Source organism: Pseudoalteromonas sp. J2K-J979 (assembly GCF_058169715.2).
Window position 1 is genome coordinate 3175267 of sequence record NZ_CM200281.1, and the last position, 19004, is coordinate 3194270.

Sequence of the window (19004 nt, forward strand, 5' to 3'; positions counted from 1 at the left end):
TTAGCGGGCTATTTGCATCTCAATCAATGAGTTAATTGCATAGGCCTTATTTCGCTAACGATTTGCTCAACCAGTATAAATCTGAGTGGATACCCGCTGCTGTCACTTCCTTACCAGCTCCTGGACCTTGAATAACAAGAGGGTTGTCTTGATACCACTGACTATTAATAACAAAAATATTATCACCCGGTTTTAAAGTTGCGAGTGCATCATCCTTTACGACTGGCTTGAGCCCTACTTTGGCCACCCACTTATCTGCGGTTAATTCAAGCTCTGCAGCATAGCGTAGCACTTTATCTTGTGCCGCCGCCTGAGCGGCTAGTTCACTTACATATTCATCTAGTAGCGCTAAATTATTTATAAAGAAATCCCAATCACCATCAATTAATGCCTGTGGCATCAACGGGCTCAATTCAATATCATCTAGATTTAACGTTAATCCAAGTTCTCGAGCCAATATTAATAATTTCCGCTGTACATCACGGCCGGATAAATCTTCCCGGGGATCCGGTTCTGAATAACCCATCGCTTTAGCCTGCATAACCAATTCAGAAAATGCCTGGCTGCCATCATAATGTGCGCATAACCACGAAAGAGTTCCCGAAAAAACCCCAGTTAAACGTTCGACTTTATCACCTGAATTCAGCAAGTCATTCAAAGCAAAGTTTATCGGAAGTCCCGCTCCGACAGAGGTATTATAACGCCATTGTAAATTTCGCAGTTTTAAATTTTCTTGTAGTGCCTGATACCAAGTAAGCTCAGCTGTACCTGCATACTTATTTGCACAAATTAAATGGCATCCCGCATCAACAAATTGTGGATATAACTGGCTAAACGATTCACTGGCTGTAATATCGATGACGACTTTATGCTCGTAATCTAATTCAGCTAAGTGATTGACCAATTCAGCACTGTCAAATGCAACTGACTGACTTTGCCATATGTCAGTCCAATTTTCGGGGTTGAGTCCACTTGGATTAAATAGCATATGCTGACTACGAACCAGCCCCACTAATTTAACTGGTAACAATTGATTTAAGCGAAGCAACTGTTTTTCAAGCTGCTCTATAAACACAGCGCCCACATTGCCTAAACCAGCTACAACAACAGCAAGCTCTTGTGACACACTGACAAGCTGATCATGTAAAATCGTTAGCCTATCTGTATCGAGTGGCTGCTCACATAATAAAATACAGTATTCATCATGTGAAAACACAAAACGTAGCGTAACATTATTGTCGGCTAAAATTGCCTTCGCTTGTGTTGCTAGTGCATGACCTGCCCCTTGCTCACATACTATTGCGATACCTGATACGTTTGACTCCACCAAATTGCTTCGCCCAGAAAGCAACGCTGAGATTTGATTGCTATGTTGTGCAGGGACCAATAAAAACGTGTCTGCACCCTGCGTGAAATGATGTAATGCATGCTGGATAACACGGCTTAATTCACCCACTTCACCTTCATGTAGATCAGCTACTTTTAAGAGATCGTAATTATCAAGATTCGTTATAAATCGTTTTTGTTTCGCTAACCCTTCTGTGACGATTTCGGTTGCAGCACTACTACTATCAAAGCTGCTGCGAACAACTAATTTAATCGAAGTGCCTTTGAGCGGAGTTAAGGTTTTAGCATGAAGCACAGGATTTCCAAGCCGAGCGAGTAAATTAGCCTGAGCACGGCAAATTTTTCCATATCGGATCGCCCGTTTTACCTTACGAGGATCGGTCGAAAAGACTCCTTGAGTATCAGTCCAAATAGACACACTCTGTGCATCAATATAGCGAGCCAACAACGTCGCGCTGTAGTCACTGCCATTTCGCCCTAGCGTCACTGTATTCCCTGCTTCGTCCGCAGCAATGAAACCCGTAACAACATTGTACTGCGCTAATTCTAGTTGCTGACATGCTTGCTGATTTTTATCATGCTGTAGCTGGCCATCAACCAAAGTGAGTAACTGCCTTGCATCAAATGCTTGCGCGTTTGCATTTAGCTGCTTGAGATAGTGAGCCAGCAACCTTGCAGACCATAGTTCACCATGCGCTAAAAGTTGCGCTTCTTGTAGGTGTGCATTGCTGATTTTTTGAGATATTTCGCTTAATTCACTGGCCAATGCCACAAGGACAGGTTGTTGAAATGGCGCAACTAATAATTCTTGTATTAATTCACTTTGATGCTGCTCAAGCAGTGCTAAAATATCTGCTAACCCTTGCTGATCTTGTTGCACGTAACTTTGCCAAAGTTTAACTAAGGTATCCGTTGTTTTACCTGCTGCCGAGACGACAATAACATCTCCTTCAGATGCTTGGCTAAGAATAATATTTGCAACCGCATGATAACGATTAGCACTACTTAAACTCGACCCACCAAATTTATGAACTGCTCTACTCATTTTAATTACCATAATGCGACATGTGCAGGGCTAACAAAGTTAGCACAGTTATCGTCTGTTTGTTTGTTGTCTGAAGTTTCACCAATACGGGATGCTGGTTGATTTTCTCCTGGGCGAACTTGTTCAAAATTACGCTCAAGATCTGCCAATAGGTCATTAGCATCTTCAATCCCTACAGAAATACGGATAAGTGTATCACCCACACCAGCTTCAAGACGCGCTTTAGGATCCATACCGGCATGTGTCATAGTTGCAGGATGACAAATAAGGCTCTCTACGCCGCCTAAAGATTCAGCTAACGTGAAGTGCTCACAGTTTGTTAAAAACCGTGCTGCATCGTTAATATCGCCTTTTATATCAAAACTCACCATGCCACCAAAGCCTCGTTGCTGTTGCTTCGCTAATGCGTGCTGAGGGTGTGATTCTAATCCGGGGTAATACACGCTTTTGACGTAAGGGCTTCGCTCTAAATACTCTGCGATTAAAAATGCATTTTGTTCGTGTTGTTTAATACGAACATTGAGTGTACGGATGCCACGCAGTGTTAAGTAACTGTCAAAAGGCGCACCAGTAATGCCAATATTATTTGCCCACCAGGCAAGCTCTTCACCTAACTCGGCAGTTTTCGCAATCACTGCACCACCGACCACATCAGAGTGACCGTTAATATATTTGGTTGTTGAATGTACAACGATGTCGACGCCAAATTCGATTGGGTTTTGTAAAGCTGGAGATAAAAAGGTGTTATCCGCAGCGACTAATGCACCACTATTTTTTGCCGTCTCAACCACTTTGGCAATATCAGTTAACCTGAGTAATGGATTGCTAGGTGTTTCAATCCAAATCAGCTTAGGTTTAAGCGCTTCAATTTCTGCAAAGCTTTCATCAAGAGTAAAATTAACCACCTTTAATTTTAGGAGTCCGCGTTTTTCTAAACTTGTAAATAAGCGATAACTCCCACCATAACAATCATGTGGGATCACAAGCGTGTCATTGCTAGACAATAGTTGAGTTACCAAGTGAACTGCCGCCATCCCTGTTGCAGTGACGATCCCTTTCGCCCCACCTTCAAGCTCAGCCAACGTCTCAGCTAAAATATCGCGCGTTGGATTACCACTACGACCATAATCGTAAGCACGCTTAGTATCAAAATCAGCAAAAGAGTAAGTCGTTGATAAGAAAAGAGGAGGAACAACTGCGCCATGATGTTTATCGGCTTCAATTCCTTTACGGACTGCGATTGTCGCTTTTTTAGCTTTGTTCATTTTAAAACCTGCAAACAGTTAGATGTTTAGACGTCTAAAAGGTTAGAGCACCCAGGTCGAGAAGTCAAAACATTTATACGTCTAAATAGCTAAATAAATGATAATTGACTATATATTTTAAACCGATAAAATTTCGCCACGATAAAGCCAATAACTAAAAATTATAGATAATATTTTTATCTTCAGACTAATTCATTGGCAAACAGGCACGCAGTTATTAAAAGGCAATCTAAACTTATGGCAACAAAATGGAATGGTGAATACATTCACCCTTACGCAGAGCACGGTAAAAAATCAGAGCAAGTGAAAAAAATCACCGTATCTATCCCGCTAAACGTGTTAAAAGTATTAACAGATGAGCGTACTCGTCGCCAAGTGAACAATCTTCGCCATGCCACAAATAGTGAATTACTTTGCGAAGCATTTTTGCACGCATTTACAGGCCAACCGCTGCCAAATGATGAAGATCTTAGAAAAGACAACCCTGAGCATGTTCCAGCGGAAGTGCGCGCAATTATGACAAGCATGGGATTAGACTTGCCGATACTCGAAGATGAATAAAAAGCCTCGAAGTTAATTAATGCCATTTACTCTAGGTGAATGGCATCGTTTCTAAAAATAATCTCCTTATCTTTTCTTCAGCGTACGTAAAAAGTATTTTACAGTCTTGATTCTAAGATCAGGAATTAGCTCACTCTATTTTGGAATTGCGACATAGTTAGACGATGTCAATTCTACTTGAAACTCCATAAGTAGTTCAGAATCACCATAGAAATTCAATTGGTCAAGTGAGTTGTTAATTTTCCCCCCAAGCTCTGGAAGCTACTTTGCCACGTTAATGGTCACTCAACTACGAGCTGCTCTGAACGATAAAAGCCATCCTCATCACTGAGCAATTGAACCAGCTCTGGTAAAACTTCATCCATCGTCTTTTTAAGTGTCCAAGGAGGGTTGACTACGATCATTCCTGAAGCCGTCATACCAAATTCATCACTGTCGGCGCTGGTTGCCAACTCAAAAACACTAATATTACGGATCCCTGAATCAGCTAGGCGTTGCTCCATACGATCAATTCGTTCGCGTTGTACAACCGGATACCAAATCATGTAAGTGCCACTTGAAAAACGTTTATGCGCTTTAAAAATCGTATCGACAACTTTGTCATAATCAGACTTTATTTCATATGGAGGATCCATTAAAACACAAGCACGACGTGAAGCTGGTGGCACTAATCCAATCAGCCCTTTAAAACCATCTTCAAATTTTACTTTCACATTTCGTTTGCGATTAAGGTTTTCATCAAGGCGTTTAATATCTTGCGGGTGAAGCTCAAATAACCAAGATTTGTCGATTGATCTTAAGACAGCATCTGCCACCGCAGGTGAACCGGGGTAACATGTTAGGCTATCAGCTCCTAAGTTAAAGTTTTTAATTAAGCCGACATACTTTTCAATGGCTTTATTCACTCCTTGATAATGCCAAAGTTTTGCAATGCCTTGCTCAAATTCTTGCGTTTTTTGCGCCTCTTCAGAGGCAAGTGCATATAACCCAGCACCAGAATGCGTATCAATATAATCTAATGGCTTATCTTTTTGCGTTAAGTACTCAAGCACCTCCCGCAAAACCAAATGTTTAATGACATCTGCAGGGTTACCTGCGTGAAAAGAATGACGATAGCTCAGCACAATCAAACCCCATCTTAAAATCAATTTTGCGCAGTGAAACACATGGTCAAAACAATAGCAAATAAATGTCAGAAACGACGGCTAAAATGAAAATAAGCATATTACTGAGGGCAATTATCAACCAAAAAAAACTCGCCTCCCACTCTCTTATCATGAAATCAACCAAGTTGAGGTTGGGTTACAAAAAAAAGACTAATAATCCATGGATTAAAGGCAATAGCTGTAGTATTCGCTGCTTATTTAGATTAAATTGCACTTTTATTATAACCAGTTTAAAGAGCGCATTATGTCAGACAACACTCTTCACCAACTCGAACAACTGATCAACCAATTAATCGAGCAAAATAACACCCTTAAGCAACAGGTTGTGGATCTAAAGCAACAAAACACGCAACTTATTGATGAGAATGAAACCATGCAGCTTGAAGCTCTAGAAAGCGATGAAAAGCAAAAGCATGCAGCACATACATTAGAAAACCTGTTAACTAAACTACAAAACGCACAACAGGCTAACTAATGTCTGCCACCGATCCGAAAGGTATCGTGGTTGACTTAATGGGCCAGCAGCATCAGTTTGCTTGCCCTGAAGGCCAAGAAGATGCCCTTTTACAAGCAGCCAGTTTACTTAACGATAAAGTTGAGGAAATCAAGCAGCGTAGTGGGATCCGCAACAATGAGCGTGCTTTATTAATGGTCGCGCTCAATTTAAGCCATGAATTAATGGTCGCTAATACCGCGTTATCACAACACAATCAGCACTTAGCTAACCTCGTTTGCACTCTGACTGATCATCTTAAATAAATAATACTGGCAGATTATTTACTGGTAATTATTGTTCAATTAGTTTAAAAAAGAATCACTTATTCTTTCTCTCTACTAATCAATGGTCTCATCTAAACGCATCTTAGGTATAAAGTTCATTATGGTCAGTATTATTTTACTGACCATTTTGTTCAAAGATGCCACTTTTTTTGCCCACTTACTTAATTTCAAAGAAGCGGCTAATCTACGTAAGTTGCAACTATTTGGTGCCGTGCTCATTATGGGCTGTATTTTTCTCGGTTATTCATTGTTGAGCTTGAAACATCAAGATGCGAAACGCTTAACCTTGTACTTTTTCATGGCCGCGCTTTTTATTGTACTGCCACTCGTACTGGCAAGTTCACCATTTGCCATGTTACATTTTTTTGAATAACGCTATGGCCCATCTAATTTTAAGAGTCACAGCTGTGATTTTGATGCTTAACTCCTCTCTTAGTTCAGCCGATGTTCAATGGCACTCCCTGGATGACCATACTGTCTTCGTGCAACAAGCAGAGAGACTCAAGTATTTTGACTCGAATCAAGTCATCATCTCAGGTACGCAATGCCTCGCAATTTTCGATGCCAGCGGCGATTTTTATCAAGTCGAAATGATGGCCAAAAAGATTAAACAAAGCTTTAAACAACCCGTTTGTTACTTAATTGCAAGCCATCATCACGATGACCATTTATTAGGCATGGCCGTTTTACAAAAAGTTTTCCCAACTGCAAAACTGATCACCCACCAAACTCTAAAAGAGACCTTCTCCGTTTACCAAGCAGCCCTTGAAAAAAAGCTGACGACATACCAACAATCAATCTCTCTCAATGAGCAGCGCTTACAAACCCTTGAGCCCTCACTCCAAAGTGAATGGCAAGAAAAGTTACAACAAGCTAAACGACGCTTAAAACGTTGGCAAACACTCACACTAAACCTTCCTGATATTGCGATCAGCACCGACACTCAACTTGATTTAGGTGAGCTAATTATTCAAATCCAGCCAAAAACGACGCATACAGACGGAGATTTAATGGTGTATCTACCGCATTCTCACACATTACTTGCCTCAGACATTGGTGATTTACTTCCCTACCTTGGTGATGCCAACGTTCAGCAAACCATTAAAACCCTCAATACCCTTCTGAGTTCCGCTATCGAAATACTGATCCCGGGTCACGGTGATCGCGCTTCCAAAGAACAACTTAAGATAACCCTATCATTTTTAAACGCCATAAATGACCACGCCTTAGCTGCAGTTAACAAAAATCTCGATGAACAAACGATGTTAGACAGCTTTCCATTTGTACCATCCACAGAGCTCGTTAACACTCCCTTGGACGAAAAGGCTTATAAAATTTTTGTTGAGGCTGGATTAAAACAAGCATATTCACAACATAAAAGTCTGACGAATACAAAAACCTAACGATTCATTCATACTTTATATCAACACAAAAAGGAAAGTTGCCCTGTTTTAAACTAACCTTAAGCTAGCAATGCCCAAAAGAAGTACTCTCCTATGACTCAATTGCTACAAATGCGACACAACCTAACTTTAGTACTCTGTTTAATTTCACTTGCTGCATGCCAAAGCACACAATCGACTCATGATGCTTCACTCGCAACGACTCAGCCAACTTTAGAACCCGAAAGAGTTGCTATGCTTGTGCCACCAAAGATGCCAATGCCCGCTGTCACTTCACCGACTGACACAGCGAAACCTCCTAGAACTAAAGTAACAAAAATAAAAACAGTTCGGCCCTATGAGGTGAGTAACTTGTGGCAGCGCATAACAATGCAATTCAAATTAACGGTGCCAAGTAACAGCACAATCAAAAAGCGGATCAATTGGTATCGTCAGCATCCTAATTACATGGATACCATTTCAAAACGAGCACAACCTTTCCTCTATCATATCGTTAAAGAAATCGAACAACGCAAGCTACCACTTGAATTAGCTCTCTTACCTATTGTTGAAAGCGACTTTAATACTAAGGCCTATTCCAGTGAGGGAGCGGCTGGCATTTGGCAATTGATGCCAGAAACCGCCAAGCACTTTAAATTAAACCGTGAGACTTGGTACGATGGACGTTTAGATACTCAATTATCCACCCATGCCGCCCTTGATTACCTCGAATACCTCTATAAAAGGTTTAATCACGATTGGTTATTGGCCATTGCTGCCTATAATAGTGGCGAAAGTCGTGTCTTAGCGGCGATTAAAAAAAATCGTAAAGCGCGAAAAAACACTGACTTTTGGTCACTAAAATTACCAAAAGAAACCACGAACTATGTACCAAGGTTATTTGCATTAGTCGAAATCGCGAAAAAAGATGGGGCAAAAAAGTGGCCTGTTATTGCCAATAAAGCAAACACAGTAACGGTCGATATTGGCCAACAGTTTGATATGTTAATCGCCGCGAAACTGACTAAAACAAATATGAAAACCCTCTACCAGCTCAATCCCGCCATTTTAGGCGAAAAAAGCGCAGAAAACGGGCCGTACACCTTACAAATCCCCATCGAAAAAGCACGCTATTTTGACCAACGATACGTGCATCACTCAGAAATATTGGGCATCGACCATTATCAAGTGCAGAAAAAAGACTCGCTCTATCAACTCGCAAAGCGGTTTAATACGACCATTGAGCAACTTAAAGAGCTTAACCAACTCAACTCTGACGTAATCAAAATAGGTCAAACGTTAAAGCTTCCAGCCTTAGAACCCATTCCACTGACGATCAACTATCAGATTAGTCCGTTTATAATGAGAAGCGCCCCACCAGAAAAGATCAAAGTCAGTGTTAACTACACCGTTAAGCCCGGGGATACCCTCTGGAAAATAAGCCGCTTATATAATGTCAATCATCGAGAACTTGCAGAATGGAATCAGCTCAATAGCCAAGCCGCATTAAAGCTAGGCAAGACACTCACTATTTGGCTAGAGCAATCACCTTTAAGTTCACCGCCTGAACCGCCAACACAAAAAAGCCTCCTGACTGACCCAACATTATTATTACAAAAGGTAACCAGCATAAATCCAAGCTAGAGACTTCGTTATTTTTGGGCTTTCTTGTACACTACGCTCCTGTCCAACGAAGAGAATTAATATGTCTATTAGCAAAAATTCGGTAGTCGAATTTCATTACACCCTAAGCGAAGCCGGTCAAGAAATTGAAAGCAGTACGCAATCCGAACCTTTAACTTACTTACATGGCCATGGTGCGATGCTTCCTGGCCTAGAAAGTGCTATTGAAGGTAAATCAGTCGGTGATAAATTTGAAGTGACCCTTAGCCCTGAGGAGTCGTATGGCGAGCGCCGTGACGATGCAATCCAGCGCATCCCTCTTAAGCATCTCCAAGGTGCAAAAGTATGGAAGCCAGGAATGACTGCGCTCGTCGAATCTAATCAAGGTCGCCACCAAGTGACCATCGTTAAAGTAGGTCGCTTTAATGCTGATTGCGATTTAAATCATCCTTTTGCAGGAAAAACACTGACTTTTGCAGTTGAAATTGCATCAGTACGTGAAGCAACTGAGGAAGAACTAAGCCATGGTCACGTGCATGGTAAAGGTGGATGTGGGCACTAGATTCCGCATTCTTGGAGCCAGTATCGTGTATGCTGGCTTAAGTCTTACTGCAGAGAAAAAAAATGAAAAAAGTCGCGGTTGTTACAGGCGGTTCCAAAGGAATAGGCCTTGCCATTGTCGAAACCCTACTGGCTAAACACTTTCAGGTATTCAATCTAGATATCAGTGCGAGTCATTCTGGTCAATTTATCCACTGTGATGTCAGTGATATGACGCAAGTTGAGTGCAGTATTCAGCAAATTGTCGCTCAGACTGGGCGAATTGACTGCTTAGTCTCTAATGCCGGTATTCATATGAGTGCCAATATAGAAAATACCAGCGAAGAAGAATTAGATCGTGTTTTTGCCCTTAACGTTAAAGGTGCTTACGCTGCAATTAAAGCGTGCCTACCAACAATGAAGCAACAAGGCTCCGGCAGCATCATTTTAATTTCCTCTGATCAAGCTCTCATCGCTAAATCAAACTCCTTTGCTTATAACTTATCAAAATCAGCATTAGCTTCCATAGCAAAAACTACAGCGCTAGATTATGCCGCGTTTAATATTCGCGCCAATGCCGTTTGCCCTGGCACGATAGAAACACCGCTATATCATAATGCCATTGATAAATACTGTGCTCGTTCAGGTGCAGATAAAACTAAAGTTCACCAAGAAGAAGCGGCTCTGCAACCATTAGGTCGCCTAGGTCAACCTCAAGAAGTTGCTAACTTAGTTGCCTTTTTGGCCTCTGATGAAGCGAGTTTTATCACAGGCAGTTTACAGGTGATCGATGGTGGATATACCGCACAATAAGCAACCCAAAAAAATGGATTATCAATATATCATTGATCCTCACGTGCATTTTTTTGCACTTGAGCAGGGTGACTATCATTGGCTAAAAAGCACACATCCACCTTTTTGGCCTGATAAACACCTCATTCAAAAAAACGTGTCTGATATCAATCTCACTTTAGGCCCTGCATTACGAATAGCCGGCGTAGTGCATATTGAAGCTGGGTTTGATAACGAACACCCGGAACGTGAACTCACTTTTTTGAGCGATACAGTCAAATGCTTTTCTCATAAAGCCATCGCCTATCTCGATATCACTCTTGCGCCCGCTTTATTTAACGAAAAAATCACACGCTACAAAGCACATGATAATTTTATAGGGATCCGCGATATTACCGAGGGTAATGAAGCAATAAGGCTACATCATCCGAATGTACTGACAAACTTAACACTGTTAGCGCAAGAAAGACTGATCTTTGAAGCACAATTTGAAATAGCGAATTTAGCAACGACACAAAAGTTACACGCTTATTGCGTCGCACTGCCAAAACTGCAATGTGTCATAAATCACTGTGGCTTAGTGACACCTGATTCTTTTACATCATGGCAAATAGCAATTGTTTCTCTAAAAGAGCTCGATAATCTATGGATAAAAATCAGTGGCTTTGAGATGGCACAAAGGCAATTTATGCCAGCATGGGTGCAAACGGTCACCAATGCACTACTACAAACTATGGATAGTGAAAAACTGATGTTTGCCAGTAACTTTCCACTTTGTTTATTGAGTCAATCTTACCAGCAACTATGGCAACTTTACTCTGAACTAACCTTACCTGATCACGCATGGGCTTTGATGAGCTACCGTAATGCGCAGCGTCTTTACCAACTAGCATAAAAAAGCCAAACGCTAGGTTTGGCTTTTACAAAGTGAAATCTTTACTTAATTTCTACGCGCTGAGAGCGCATGACGACTTCGTCGTTCAGCTCAATCCCAATGCCTGGTTCTTCCGATACTTCAAAGAAGCCATTTTTCGGCTGTGGATCTTGTAGGCATAGCTCTCTATTCCACTTTTTAATGGCATAAGTGTGATGCTCATGAATCAAAAAGTTTGGTATGGCTGTTTCTAAATGCAGTGAGGCCGCTGTTGCGACAGGTCCACCACAAACATGCGCCTGAATACGCACATCAAAAATATCAGCGTAGTCACATACCTTTTTCGTTTCTGTAAAACCACCACACAAACCTAAGTCTGGTTGTAAAACATCGATACTCTGATCTTCTAAGTATGGACGTACGCCCCAACGGTTATATAAACGTTCGCCACCCGCAATCGGTACCGCAACTTTATCGGCGACTTTGGCATGCAAAGAATGGTTCAAATAATTCACCGGCTCTTCGTAATACATACAATCAAATTCTTCGGCAATTTCACCTATTTGAATCGCTGAGGTTGCACCAGGTAAGCTATGGCATTCGAAAATAATGTCGACTTCATCTCCAACCGCTTCGCGGATAGCTTGCATACGGGCACGATATAGCTTCATTTCTGCTCGAGAAATAATATTAGTACGATCGTAATAAGTATTTCCGTGTTTATCATATTGGATCGGATCAACTTTAACGGCATCGTACCCTTGCGCAATCGCCTTTAACGCTGCTTCAGCATATTCTTGCGGTTGAACCAAAGCTTTAAATTCGTCATCCCAGTCAAATTGAAGCTGCGAAGCATACGTACGCAGTTTATCATTAACTTTGCCGCCTAGTAGTTGATACACAGGTAAACCCAACGCTTTACCTTTGATATCCCACAAAGCGGTATCAATCGCACTCATCGCAGCGTACACCACCGGCCCACCGCCTAACCCCCAGAAGCTTTCACGCAACATACGCGACCATAACTTTTCAGTTTGAAATGGGTCATGACCAATTAAAAAGGCATCTGCCATTTCTTTAATCATTGCAGCAGCGGCACTATGACCTAAGTCATAGGCTAAGCCTGCTTCACCGACACCTGATATACCTTCATCAGTATGAATACGAACAAATACAGGGGTCCATGCAGGGCGATCTGGGCAATGGATATCAAACACTTCGACGCGATTAACTTTCATATCAACTCCAATTGGTGATATTTAAAAAATAAGGCTTTGAGTCATTTAACTAAGCAACAAAGCTCGGATCTAAACGGTATGCTTTTCTGAGCATAGCTGGCCAAGCTTTTTGGCCTCCGGTCGTGCCACTATGAACGACTTTGGCCTGTTTATAGATATTATCTAATATAGGCTCTGGAACACGAGTTGCTTCTTGACCGGTCGATTGCAATAACAATTGTACTTCACAGGCTTTTTGTAAATCATAAAAACGCATGAACGCATCGCCAATAGTCGGCCCAACCGTTAAGCCACCATGATTCACTAACAGCATGTGATTATTATCAGCTAAATCATCTTGCAAACGTTTACGCTCCTCATCATTCACCGCCAATCCTTCATAATCATGATAAGCAAGTGATGAAAGCGAAAACATCGAGTACTGACTATAAGGCTGTAGCCCTTCTTTTAATGTTGCAACCGCGATGGTCTCTTTGGTATGTAGATGAATGACGCAATGTGCATCTTCTCGCACTTCATGTATCGCACTATGAATGGTAAATCCAGCAGGATTAATCGTATACGGAGACTCATCGACTACATTGCCAGCTAAATCAACTTTGACTAAATTTGAGGCCGTAATTTCATCAAATGATAACCCAAATGCATTCACTAAATAATGATCTGTGCTCGGCAACCTAGCTGATAAATGCGTATAAATTAAATCACCCCAACCAAAATGTTCTACCAAACGATAACAAGCAGCCAAATCAACACGCAACTGCCACTCTTGTTCTGACACTTTGTTTTTTAAACTAAATTCAGGTAATTCAAACATAAATTGTTCTCGTTCTGCTGATTATTCTTGTAAGGATTATAACGTGATTGCTAAACCTTAAATAGAAGTGTAGAAGTCTAAATTAAGAAATGTGTGGATTCAATGATCTTCGACAATAAAAAAGCCGCAATTGCGGCTTTATATATACTTATGGTGTGAGCGTTTATTTTACTGCAGCCAAATACGCTGCAATTGCATCAATCTCGTCATCTGAGACATTAGCAACCATGGCTTTCATCGCTATAGACATGCCATTAGCACGCGCACCTGATTTAATATCTTTCATTTGCGCAGCTAAATACTCTTTATTTTGGCCATTTAGTTTTGGATACAAAGGCATAATTGGTGCTTTACCATCAGCACCATGACAAGCCATACAACCTTTAGATGTGTATAGCGCGGCACCATCTGCTGCAACAGCAGATTGCGACACTAAACCAGCTAAGGAAAAAGCTGTACCCGCTAAAATTTTTGTCATTTTTTTCATTGCTTTTTACTCTTCTGTTTGACGGAAATATGATGTATTAGAGTGTAGTCCAATACTTAAAACACAGTTAAGCATAGATAATAAAACTATACAAAAAATACCAACTTAACATGTGAAGACGCTTCTATTGGTATAGAAAAACGATATAAAACGCCCATCAATCATAAGTACTACCAAAGCACAGGGAGCCTGGTTTAACTCCCCCTCTTAATACAGCTCACTACCAAATAAGATCGTCTGGTACTTCAAAATCAGCATACGGATCATCTTGATTTTTTTCTTCGTTTTCGGTGACATGGAACACAATGTATTTCTCATCAACTTCAGCAATTTTACGCGCTGGTTCATCTTCTAGCACATAAAACTTGTCTTCAAAAACACAAATTGCTAAACGGCCACCCGCCAAAGCCTTTTGAGTAACCGCATTGACATCTAACTCTTTAATTTTATTTAAGTAGGTAAAATTAAAAGTCACTTCTCCGCGAATACTGTCTTGATTATTACGCTGCAAAATTTGCTTCACACGAGCTATTTGCTCTTTATCTTTTTGCTCGGCTAACTTCGCTTTATTGAGTTCTTCCGCTTTTTGCTGCTGCTCTTGACGTGTTTTTTGAATGTGTTTTTCTAGCTCTGAAGGGTTGCTAGTTGCCCCTTTTTTCTTCTTTTTTTGCTGTTTGCGTTTTTCAGTTTTAGCTACTTTCATTTTATGCTCAGTCGTCAGACCTGATTTTAGTAGCTGATCTTGTAATGAACCCATAACCGTCTCTCATCAACATCTTAATGACGTTTATTTTAATAATGCTCTATGCGAATGAACAGCTTTATATCGGCGATTTTTCATAAAATACTGATCAAAATCCAACCTAAAGAACAAATCTCGAGGCATAATGGCAAAAACCTTCACTTTCAATGTATCAAATGGGCTGCTATGCCGTTTTATCAGTTATTAATTAGTTCTGTGGTTATATTTTTTGTTTTGTATGCTCCGCAGCCTCTTATGCCGTTATTAAGTGAGCAATTTAAAGTATCAGCGGCATCTGCTGGCAGCTTAATGACCGCCACCATGATACCACTGGCGATTGCACCATTATTTTATGGTGTTTTACTTGCCAAAGAAAACCCATTAAAGATACTCAAACTCAGTATGATTGGCTTGGGTTTAAGCTGCCTATTCATCCCGTTTATTACTGAATTTAATCATTTATTTATTATTCGTGTTTGCCAAGGGTTAATACTTCCCGCAGCTTTGACATCCATGACAACCTATATCGCTTCCCGCTACAAAGGCTATGAGTTGCAAAAAAAAATGGGCATGTATATTGCCAGCACCATTGCAGGTGGTTTTTTTGGCCGAGTCATTTCAGCCAGCTTCGCTGAATTTTTTACCTGGCAGGATTTTTATACCGTCATTGCTTTTTCATTACTGGCGCTCGCGGGATGTACGGGCATGAGTAAACAACCTAAAATACAGGCAACAAGTTCCATTTTAGCCCACTTAAAAGACATTAATAACTCAATAATGCTAAAAACTTACAGCGCGGTTTTTTGTATGTTTTTTTGCTTCACCGCTATGTTAAATTATCTACCTTTTATACTTAGGGATAATTTTAATATTCAAAGTACGCAGCAAATTGGCTTCGTTTACATTGGTTACTTGCTTGGCGCACTCGCCTCTTTATTAAGCCCTTGGCTAGTCAAGATCAGTACAAATACTTTTAAGCTCTTAACCGGTGTTTTTATCTTTTATAGTTTTTCAATTTTATTAATGGTTCCGGCTCATTTTATAAGCTTTATGTTTGCATTTACCTTCTTTTGCGGTGCAATGTTTATCATTCATTCCACGGCAGCACCGTTAATAAATAAAATAAGTCGCGCCAGCCCAAGTGTTACGAATGGCGTCTATGTTTCTTTTTATTACAGTGGGGGAGCGTTAGGCTCTTATTTGCCTGGGTTAATATATCAGCATTGGGGAGGGAACTATTTCTTACTCGCTATTATGTTTATTTGTATGATTGGAGGGTGTTTGATTTACAGTGCACGCTCAGGCACAGAAATTTCCTCAACTACATGACCTGTAAGCGTAAAAATTTGCTCTAACTGCAATTTCGCGACAATCCAAGTTCGGTCATTCACAAAAGGATGACACTGAAATAAGTCATTATTGTGCCAAATCTCAGTATCGAGCAATACAATTACCGACTTGCTCGAATTATTCAACACCGCCAGCATCGATACACACCCAGGTTCAACACCTAAATGGCGCCATAAACGTTCAGCTGAAGCAAAACCAAGTCGTGATTGATCTATTTGCTTCGACAGCTTTTTCAAATCAACTTGTTTGTCTGGGCGCGTAATAAGTAAAAAGTGCTCACGACCATAGTTATCACGCAAAAACAAATTCTTTAATCGAGTTCCGGGGCGGTTCAACGCTAAAACATCAGCTTGCTTACAATCAGCTAACGGCGGGTGAACTATTTTTTCGCAATAAAATTGCTGCTGTTCAAAGAAAGATTCTAGATCGATAGGCTGCATATCAATGATATTACTTTAAACAGCGGCCACTTAAGCGAACACTATATTCTCGCCACAACACTTCCTCAATCGTATGCTTTGCCTCACAGTACTTTTGCGTTTTCAATTCTTTTTCGAGTAAGAGAACAGCTTCATCTTCCAGCTGCATTTTTAGCTCAGGCGAATCATCAAACACATCTCGACTCATCATTTTTTTGTATTGGCTGCGGGTCATGTCTTTATCAAACTTAATCAGCTCACTTGACGTTGGCTTAACCGACACCAAAAACGAAAAAAGTTTGTCACCCGATTCACTGGTCGCTGAAGCAAACTTCTGATTTTTAATTATAAAAGGTTCAGGCTCTACGTTATTAACGCAGGCAGTTAATAAAACACTGAGAAAAATAATAAAATATTTGATAACCCATCCCTCTCGACGCTTAGATATCCTTGTAATATTGCAAAATCCTACCACATGTTATCAGTCATAGCTTGCTTTGCCCTGAGAACTGCATAACTTTGTACATAAAAACAGCGAACAAACGTTATTTTAATATTTTTTACTTATTTGGATTAAAAACGGCTTGACGGTTTTTATAAACGTCATTATTATTCACCCCGATTTCGAGCAACGCTCGAAAGAAGGAAATGTGGGGCTATAGCTCAGCTGGGAGAGCGCCTGCCTTGCACGCAGGAGGTCAGCAGTTCGATCCTGCTTAGCTCCACCACTTTCTTTCTTATCTATAGTAAAATATCCAACCTTATTTATTCTCTTTGATTACACGCTTTCGTTAAAAATAACTTCGCATATGCAAGTTGATTTTCTGTGTTTAAAGCCAGCCTTTTTGCCTTGCAATACGCGCAGCATCTACGCGATTAGTCGCATTAAGTTTAGAAATAGCTTCAGATAAATAATTACGAACAGTCCCTTCAGATAAATACAACTGAGCGGCAATTTCAGCTGTTTTTAATCCATCTGCGGCCAATTTTAATGCCTTACGCTCTTTTTCTGTCAGTGGATCACGATCATCCAATGCATTTATGGCTAACTCAGGATCGATAACCTTATGCCCTTTCATTACCTTTTTTATCGCCTCAATTAAATACTCACTGGGCGCTTCTTTAAGCACAAAACCTTTAACGCCCGCCCCCAATGCTCGGCGAATATATCCAGCTCGAGCAAAAGTCGTCATTATTATGGTATTTAAATCCGGATGAGAGTGGGCCAACTTTTCAACCAGTTCGATGCCCGTGCATTTGGGCATTTCTATATCCGTTAAAACAAGATCTGGCTGTAACGTTTCAATTTTTATCAGCGCATCCAAGCCATTTTCGGCTTCTCCAACGACTGTAATTGTCTCATCCAACCCGAGTAATGCACTGATTGCACCTCGAACCAAAGCCTGATCTTCGACAACTAACACCTTAATCACTGCGTGCTCCTTGTTTTAAGCTCATCATCAACGTCATCCCATTAACAGTGTTAATTTCAACACGGCCAAAAAATTGCTGACAGCGTTCTTCAATGCCTTTTAGCCCATTACCTCTAATGAATTCTTCTACGATACCATCATCAGCAATCGATACATTTACTTCATTATTTTTGCTTTCAACATTAATCGTGACGGTATGACCATTGCTATGACGCAAAATATTCGTCACTGCTTCCCTTAAAATCAGAATCAAGCCCGATTCTAATTTAGCATCGCGAAGAACCCCTTTGGTAGTAACCTCAACCGCAAAACCTTCACTTTCTAATTGCAGGCGCAGCTTGTGCAATTCATCATTTAAACCTGTGAGCTTCAGCCCAGAAACAGCCTGCCTAACCTCACTGAGTACTTGGCGTGATAGTTCAGCTACGGCATTTATTTCAGTTTGTGCCAAATCGAACTTATTAGCTTGGCAAAACTTTCCAGCTAACTCGGCTTTTAATGCTATAGAAGACAAAGAGTGGCCGAGCAAATCATGTAAATCACGTGCTATGCGTTCTCGTTCTGCAATGGCGGCTAATTGTTCAATTTGCGATTCACTCTGAGCCTCTTTTAACTTATGGATCCGAGTTTGCCGCTCAGTCATACCAAAAAAGAATAAACCAATGCTCACAAGCAAGGACGAAAGAAGGAAAGGAGTATCATTAATGATAAATAAATTTGCCGCAGCGATAATACTCAGTACTACACCAACAAGACCTTGCCAAGCATGGCGTTTACTAAAGTTAAACCCGCAAAAATAAGCCGCGAATCCAAAGAAGGATTGTGTACCTGGTGTCACCACCGACCCAAAAACAGATACCATAAGAATTCCCACGATGGGAATAGACGCTTTCGTACCGCGACAGTATACGCCCCAACTATAAAAACCTAAGAAAAAACAGTAAATAACAATATTTAAGGCGAGCCCGATTGCATCAAAGTGCGACCAGTTGAATGCTAAAGGCAAAAAATAAAAACAAGAAAAAACCAATGAACCCCAATACCAGTAAGGGTTTCCATCATCGGCTAAGCTTTGATTGAAATTTTGCATAGTCAGTTACTCATCCTATATATTGCAGAAAGTTAAAACAAAATCTCTGCCTC

Annotated in this window: 21 protein-coding genes and 1 tRNA gene; 11 read left to right on the forward strand and 11 right to left on the reverse strand. The window is 40.7% G+C overall.

Annotated features, from left to right (window positions below):
* Positions 1 to 46 precede the first annotated feature (46 nt).
* Positions 47 to 2392, reverse strand: coding sequence for a bifunctional aspartate kinase/homoserine dehydrogenase II (gene metL / locus AC3KVK_RS14465; RefSeq protein ID WP_490311762.1), 2346 nt, complete (start codon positions 2390 to 2392; stop codon positions 47 to 49).
* A gap of 5 nt (positions 2393 to 2397) precedes the next feature.
* Positions 2398 to 3657 carry a cystathionine gamma-synthase gene (gene metB, locus AC3KVK_RS14470; protein WP_490311761.1) on the reverse strand — a complete coding sequence of 420 codons (1260 nt, stop codon included), beginning with the start codon at positions 3655 to 3657 and terminating at the stop codon, positions 2398 to 2400.
* A 237-nt stretch (positions 3658 to 3894) separates the two neighbouring features.
* Between metB and metJ the strand changes: the two genes are divergently transcribed.
* Positions 3895 to 4218 (forward strand): met regulon transcriptional regulator MetJ, encoded by a 324-nt coding sequence (gene metJ / locus AC3KVK_RS14475; RefSeq protein ID WP_490311760.1) that lies wholly within the window; start codon positions 3895 to 3897, stop codon positions 4216 to 4218.
* A gap of 281 nt (positions 4219 to 4499) precedes the next feature.
* On the opposite strand, the gene AC3KVK_RS14480 is transcribed toward metJ, so the two are convergent.
* Entirely contained in the window at positions 4500 to 5342 is an 843-nt protein-coding gene (locus AC3KVK_RS14480) for a 23S rRNA (adenine(2030)-N(6))-methyltransferase RlmJ (protein WP_490311759.1), read from the reverse strand.
* Positions 5343 to 5628: 286 nt separating this feature from the next.
* On the opposite strand from AC3KVK_RS14480, the gene AC3KVK_RS14485 reads away from it, so the two are divergent.
* The 8 genes from AC3KVK_RS14485 to AC3KVK_RS14520 all read left to right on the forward strand — a co-directional run bounded on the left by AC3KVK_RS14485 (position 5629) and on the right by AC3KVK_RS14520 (position 11396).
* On the forward strand, positions 5629 to 5859 hold the full coding sequence (locus tag AC3KVK_RS14485; protein ID WP_490311758.1) for a DUF904 domain-containing protein: 231 nt from the start codon (positions 5629 to 5631) through the stop codon (positions 5857 to 5859).
* The gene (locus tag AC3KVK_RS14490) at positions 5859 to 6143 is read left to right on the forward strand and encodes a cell division protein ZapA (protein ID WP_490311757.1); all 285 of its coding nucleotides are present in this window, start codon (positions 5859 to 5861) and stop codon (positions 6141 to 6143) included. The genes AC3KVK_RS14485 and AC3KVK_RS14490 overlap by 1 nt, the downstream gene beginning before the upstream one ends.
* Positions 6144 to 6264: 121 nt before the next feature.
* Positions 6265 to 6537: a hypothetical protein gene (locus AC3KVK_RS14495; protein WP_490311756.1), complete on the forward strand. Its 273-nt coding sequence runs from the start codon at positions 6265 to 6267 to the stop codon at positions 6535 to 6537.
* Positions 6538 to 6541: 4 nt separating this feature from the next.
* Positions 6542 to 7567, forward strand: coding sequence for an MBL fold metallo-hydrolase (locus tag AC3KVK_RS14500; RefSeq protein WP_490311755.1), 1026 nt, complete (start codon positions 6542 to 6544; stop codon positions 7565 to 7567).
* A 93-nt stretch (positions 7568 to 7660) separates the two neighbouring features.
* Positions 7661 to 9190: a LysM peptidoglycan-binding domain-containing protein gene (locus AC3KVK_RS14505; RefSeq protein WP_490311754.1), complete on the forward strand. Its 1530-nt coding sequence runs from the start codon at positions 7661 to 7663 to the stop codon at positions 9188 to 9190.
* Positions 9191 to 9251: 61 nt separating this feature from the next.
* Positions 9252 to 9731: an FKBP-type peptidyl-prolyl cis-trans isomerase gene (locus AC3KVK_RS14510; RefSeq protein ID WP_490311753.1), complete on the forward strand. Its 480-nt coding sequence runs from the start codon at positions 9252 to 9254 to the stop codon at positions 9729 to 9731.
* Positions 9732 to 9793: 62 nt separating this feature from the next.
* Positions 9794 to 10522, forward strand: coding sequence for an SDR family NAD(P)-dependent oxidoreductase (locus AC3KVK_RS14515; RefSeq protein WP_490311752.1), 729 nt, complete (start codon positions 9794 to 9796; stop codon positions 10520 to 10522).
* 13 nt (positions 10523 to 10535) lie between these two features.
* Positions 10536 to 11396 (forward strand): amidohydrolase family protein, encoded by an 861-nt coding sequence (locus AC3KVK_RS14520; protein WP_490311751.1) that lies wholly within the window; start codon positions 10536 to 10538, stop codon positions 11394 to 11396.
* A 41-nt stretch (positions 11397 to 11437) separates the two neighbouring features.
* Here AC3KVK_RS14520 and AC3KVK_RS14525 read toward each other — a convergent pair whose 3' ends face one another.
* The 4 genes from AC3KVK_RS14525 to AC3KVK_RS14540 all read right to left on the reverse strand — a co-directional run bounded on the left by AC3KVK_RS14525 (position 11438) and on the right by AC3KVK_RS14540 (position 14674).
* The gene (locus AC3KVK_RS14525; protein WP_490311750.1) at positions 11438 to 12613 is read right to left on the reverse strand and encodes a mandelate racemase/muconate lactonizing enzyme family protein; all 1176 of its coding nucleotides are present in this window, start codon (positions 12611 to 12613) and stop codon (positions 11438 to 11440) included.
* A gap of 49 nt (positions 12614 to 12662) precedes the next feature.
* Positions 12663 to 13430 carry a class II aldolase/adducin family protein gene (locus AC3KVK_RS14530; protein WP_490311749.1) on the reverse strand — a complete coding sequence of 256 codons (768 nt, stop codon included), beginning with the start codon at positions 13428 to 13430 and terminating at the stop codon, positions 12663 to 12665.
* A gap of 163 nt (positions 13431 to 13593) precedes the next feature.
* The gene (locus AC3KVK_RS14535; protein WP_490311748.1) at positions 13594 to 13917 is read right to left on the reverse strand and encodes a c-type cytochrome; all 324 of its coding nucleotides are present in this window, start codon (positions 13915 to 13917) and stop codon (positions 13594 to 13596) included.
* Between the two features lie 220 nt (positions 13918 to 14137).
* Entirely contained in the window at positions 14138 to 14674 is a 537-nt protein-coding gene (locus AC3KVK_RS14540) for a DUF2058 domain-containing protein (protein ID WP_490311747.1), read from the reverse strand.
* Between the two features lie 171 nt (positions 14675 to 14845).
* Between AC3KVK_RS14540 and AC3KVK_RS14545 the strand changes: the two genes are divergently transcribed.
* Positions 14846 to 15988 (forward strand): MFS transporter, encoded by a 1143-nt coding sequence (locus tag AC3KVK_RS14545; RefSeq protein WP_490311746.1) that lies wholly within the window; start codon positions 14846 to 14848, stop codon positions 15986 to 15988.
* Here AC3KVK_RS14545 and AC3KVK_RS14550 read toward each other — a convergent pair.
* Both AC3KVK_RS14550 and AC3KVK_RS14555 read right to left on the reverse strand, forming a co-directional pair.
* Complete coding sequence (locus tag AC3KVK_RS14550; protein ID WP_490311745.1) at positions 15946 to 16449, reverse strand: YbaK/EbsC family protein; 504 nt, start codon at positions 16447 to 16449, stop codon at positions 15946 to 15948. The two genes, AC3KVK_RS14545 and AC3KVK_RS14550, sit on opposite strands and share 43 nt — an antisense overlap.
* A 10-nt stretch (positions 16450 to 16459) precedes the next feature.
* Entirely contained in the window at positions 16460 to 16663 is a 204-nt protein-coding gene (locus AC3KVK_RS14555; protein WP_490311744.1) for a hypothetical protein, read from the reverse strand.
* A 417-nt stretch (positions 16664 to 17080) separates the two neighbouring features.
* On the opposite strand from AC3KVK_RS14555, the gene AC3KVK_RS14560 reads away from it, so the two are divergent.
* Positions 17081 to 17156, forward strand: a tRNA-Ala gene (locus tag AC3KVK_RS14560).
* A gap of 102 nt (positions 17157 to 17258) precedes the next feature.
* On the opposite strand, the gene AC3KVK_RS14565 is transcribed toward AC3KVK_RS14560, so the two are convergent.
* Positions 17259 to 17861, reverse strand: coding sequence for a response regulator transcription factor (locus AC3KVK_RS14565; protein WP_490311743.1), 603 nt, complete (start codon positions 17859 to 17861; stop codon positions 17259 to 17261).
* The gene (locus AC3KVK_RS14570; RefSeq protein ID WP_490311742.1) at positions 17854 to 18951 is read right to left on the reverse strand and encodes a sensor histidine kinase; all 1098 of its coding nucleotides are present in this window, start codon (positions 18949 to 18951) and stop codon (positions 17854 to 17856) included. Before AC3KVK_RS14570 ends, AC3KVK_RS14565 begins: the two co-directional genes overlap by 8 nt.
* Positions 18952 to 19004 lie beyond the last annotated feature (53 nt).

What these genes read in the sequence shown, in the direction of transcription:
- AC3KVK_RS14520 (WP_490311751.1), top strand. Translation starts at nt 10,536, where the DNA reads ATGGATTATCAATATATCATTGATCCTCACGTGCATTTTTTTGCACTT.
- AC3KVK_RS14530 (WP_490311749.1), bottom strand. Translation starts at nt 13,430, where the DNA reads ATGTTTGAATTACCTGAATTTAGTTTAAAAAACAAAGTGTCAGAACAA.
- AC3KVK_RS14510 (WP_490311753.1), top strand. Translation starts at nt 9,252, where the DNA reads ATGTCTATTAGCAAAAATTCGGTAGTCGAATTTCATTACACCCTAAGC.
- AC3KVK_RS14570 (WP_490311742.1), bottom strand. Translation starts at nt 18,951, where the DNA reads ATGCAAAATTTCAATCAAAGCTTAGCCGATGATGGAAACCCTTACTGG.
- AC3KVK_RS14505 (WP_490311754.1), top strand. Translation starts at nt 7,661, where the DNA reads ATGACTCAATTGCTACAAATGCGACACAACCTAACTTTAGTACTCTGT.
- AC3KVK_RS14555 (WP_490311744.1), bottom strand. Translation starts at nt 16,663, where the DNA reads ATGACCCGCAGCCAATACAAAAAAATGATGAGTCGAGATGTGTTTGAT.
- AC3KVK_RS14540 (WP_490311747.1), bottom strand. Translation starts at nt 14,674, where the DNA reads ATGGGTTCATTACAAGATCAGCTACTAAAATCAGGTCTGACGACTGAG.
- metB (WP_490311761.1), bottom strand. Translation starts at nt 3,657, where the DNA reads ATGAACAAAGCTAAAAAAGCGACAATCGCAGTCCGTAAAGGAATTGAA.
- AC3KVK_RS14550 (WP_490311745.1), bottom strand. Translation starts at nt 16,449, where the DNA reads ATGCAGCCTATCGATCTAGAATCTTTCTTTGAACAGCAGCAATTTTAT.
- AC3KVK_RS14545 (WP_490311746.1), top strand. Translation starts at nt 14,846, where the DNA reads ATGCCGTTTTATCAGTTATTAATTAGTTCTGTGGTTATATTTTTTGTT.
- AC3KVK_RS14495 (WP_490311756.1), top strand. Translation starts at nt 6,265, where the DNA reads ATGGTCAGTATTATTTTACTGACCATTTTGTTCAAAGATGCCACTTTT.
- metJ (WP_490311760.1), top strand. Translation starts at nt 3,895, where the DNA reads ATGGCAACAAAATGGAATGGTGAATACATTCACCCTTACGCAGAGCAC.
- AC3KVK_RS14500 (WP_490311755.1), top strand. Translation starts at nt 6,542, where the DNA reads ATGGCCCATCTAATTTTAAGAGTCACAGCTGTGATTTTGATGCTTAAC.
- AC3KVK_RS14515 (WP_490311752.1), top strand. Translation starts at nt 9,794, where the DNA reads ATGAAAAAAGTCGCGGTTGTTACAGGCGGTTCCAAAGGAATAGGCCTT.
- AC3KVK_RS14490 (WP_490311757.1), top strand. Translation starts at nt 5,859, where the DNA reads ATGTCTGCCACCGATCCGAAAGGTATCGTGGTTGACTTAATGGGCCAG.
- AC3KVK_RS14535 (WP_490311748.1), bottom strand. Translation starts at nt 13,917, where the DNA reads ATGAAAAAAATGACAAAAATTTTAGCGGGTACAGCTTTTTCCTTAGCT.
- AC3KVK_RS14485 (WP_490311758.1), top strand. Translation starts at nt 5,629, where the DNA reads ATGTCAGACAACACTCTTCACCAACTCGAACAACTGATCAACCAATTA.
- metL (WP_490311762.1), bottom strand. Translation starts at nt 2,392, where the DNA reads ATGAGTAGAGCAGTTCATAAATTTGGTGGGTCGAGTTTAAGTAGTGCT.
- AC3KVK_RS14525 (WP_490311750.1), bottom strand. Translation starts at nt 12,613, where the DNA reads ATGAAAGTTAATCGCGTCGAAGTGTTTGATATCCATTGCCCAGATCGC.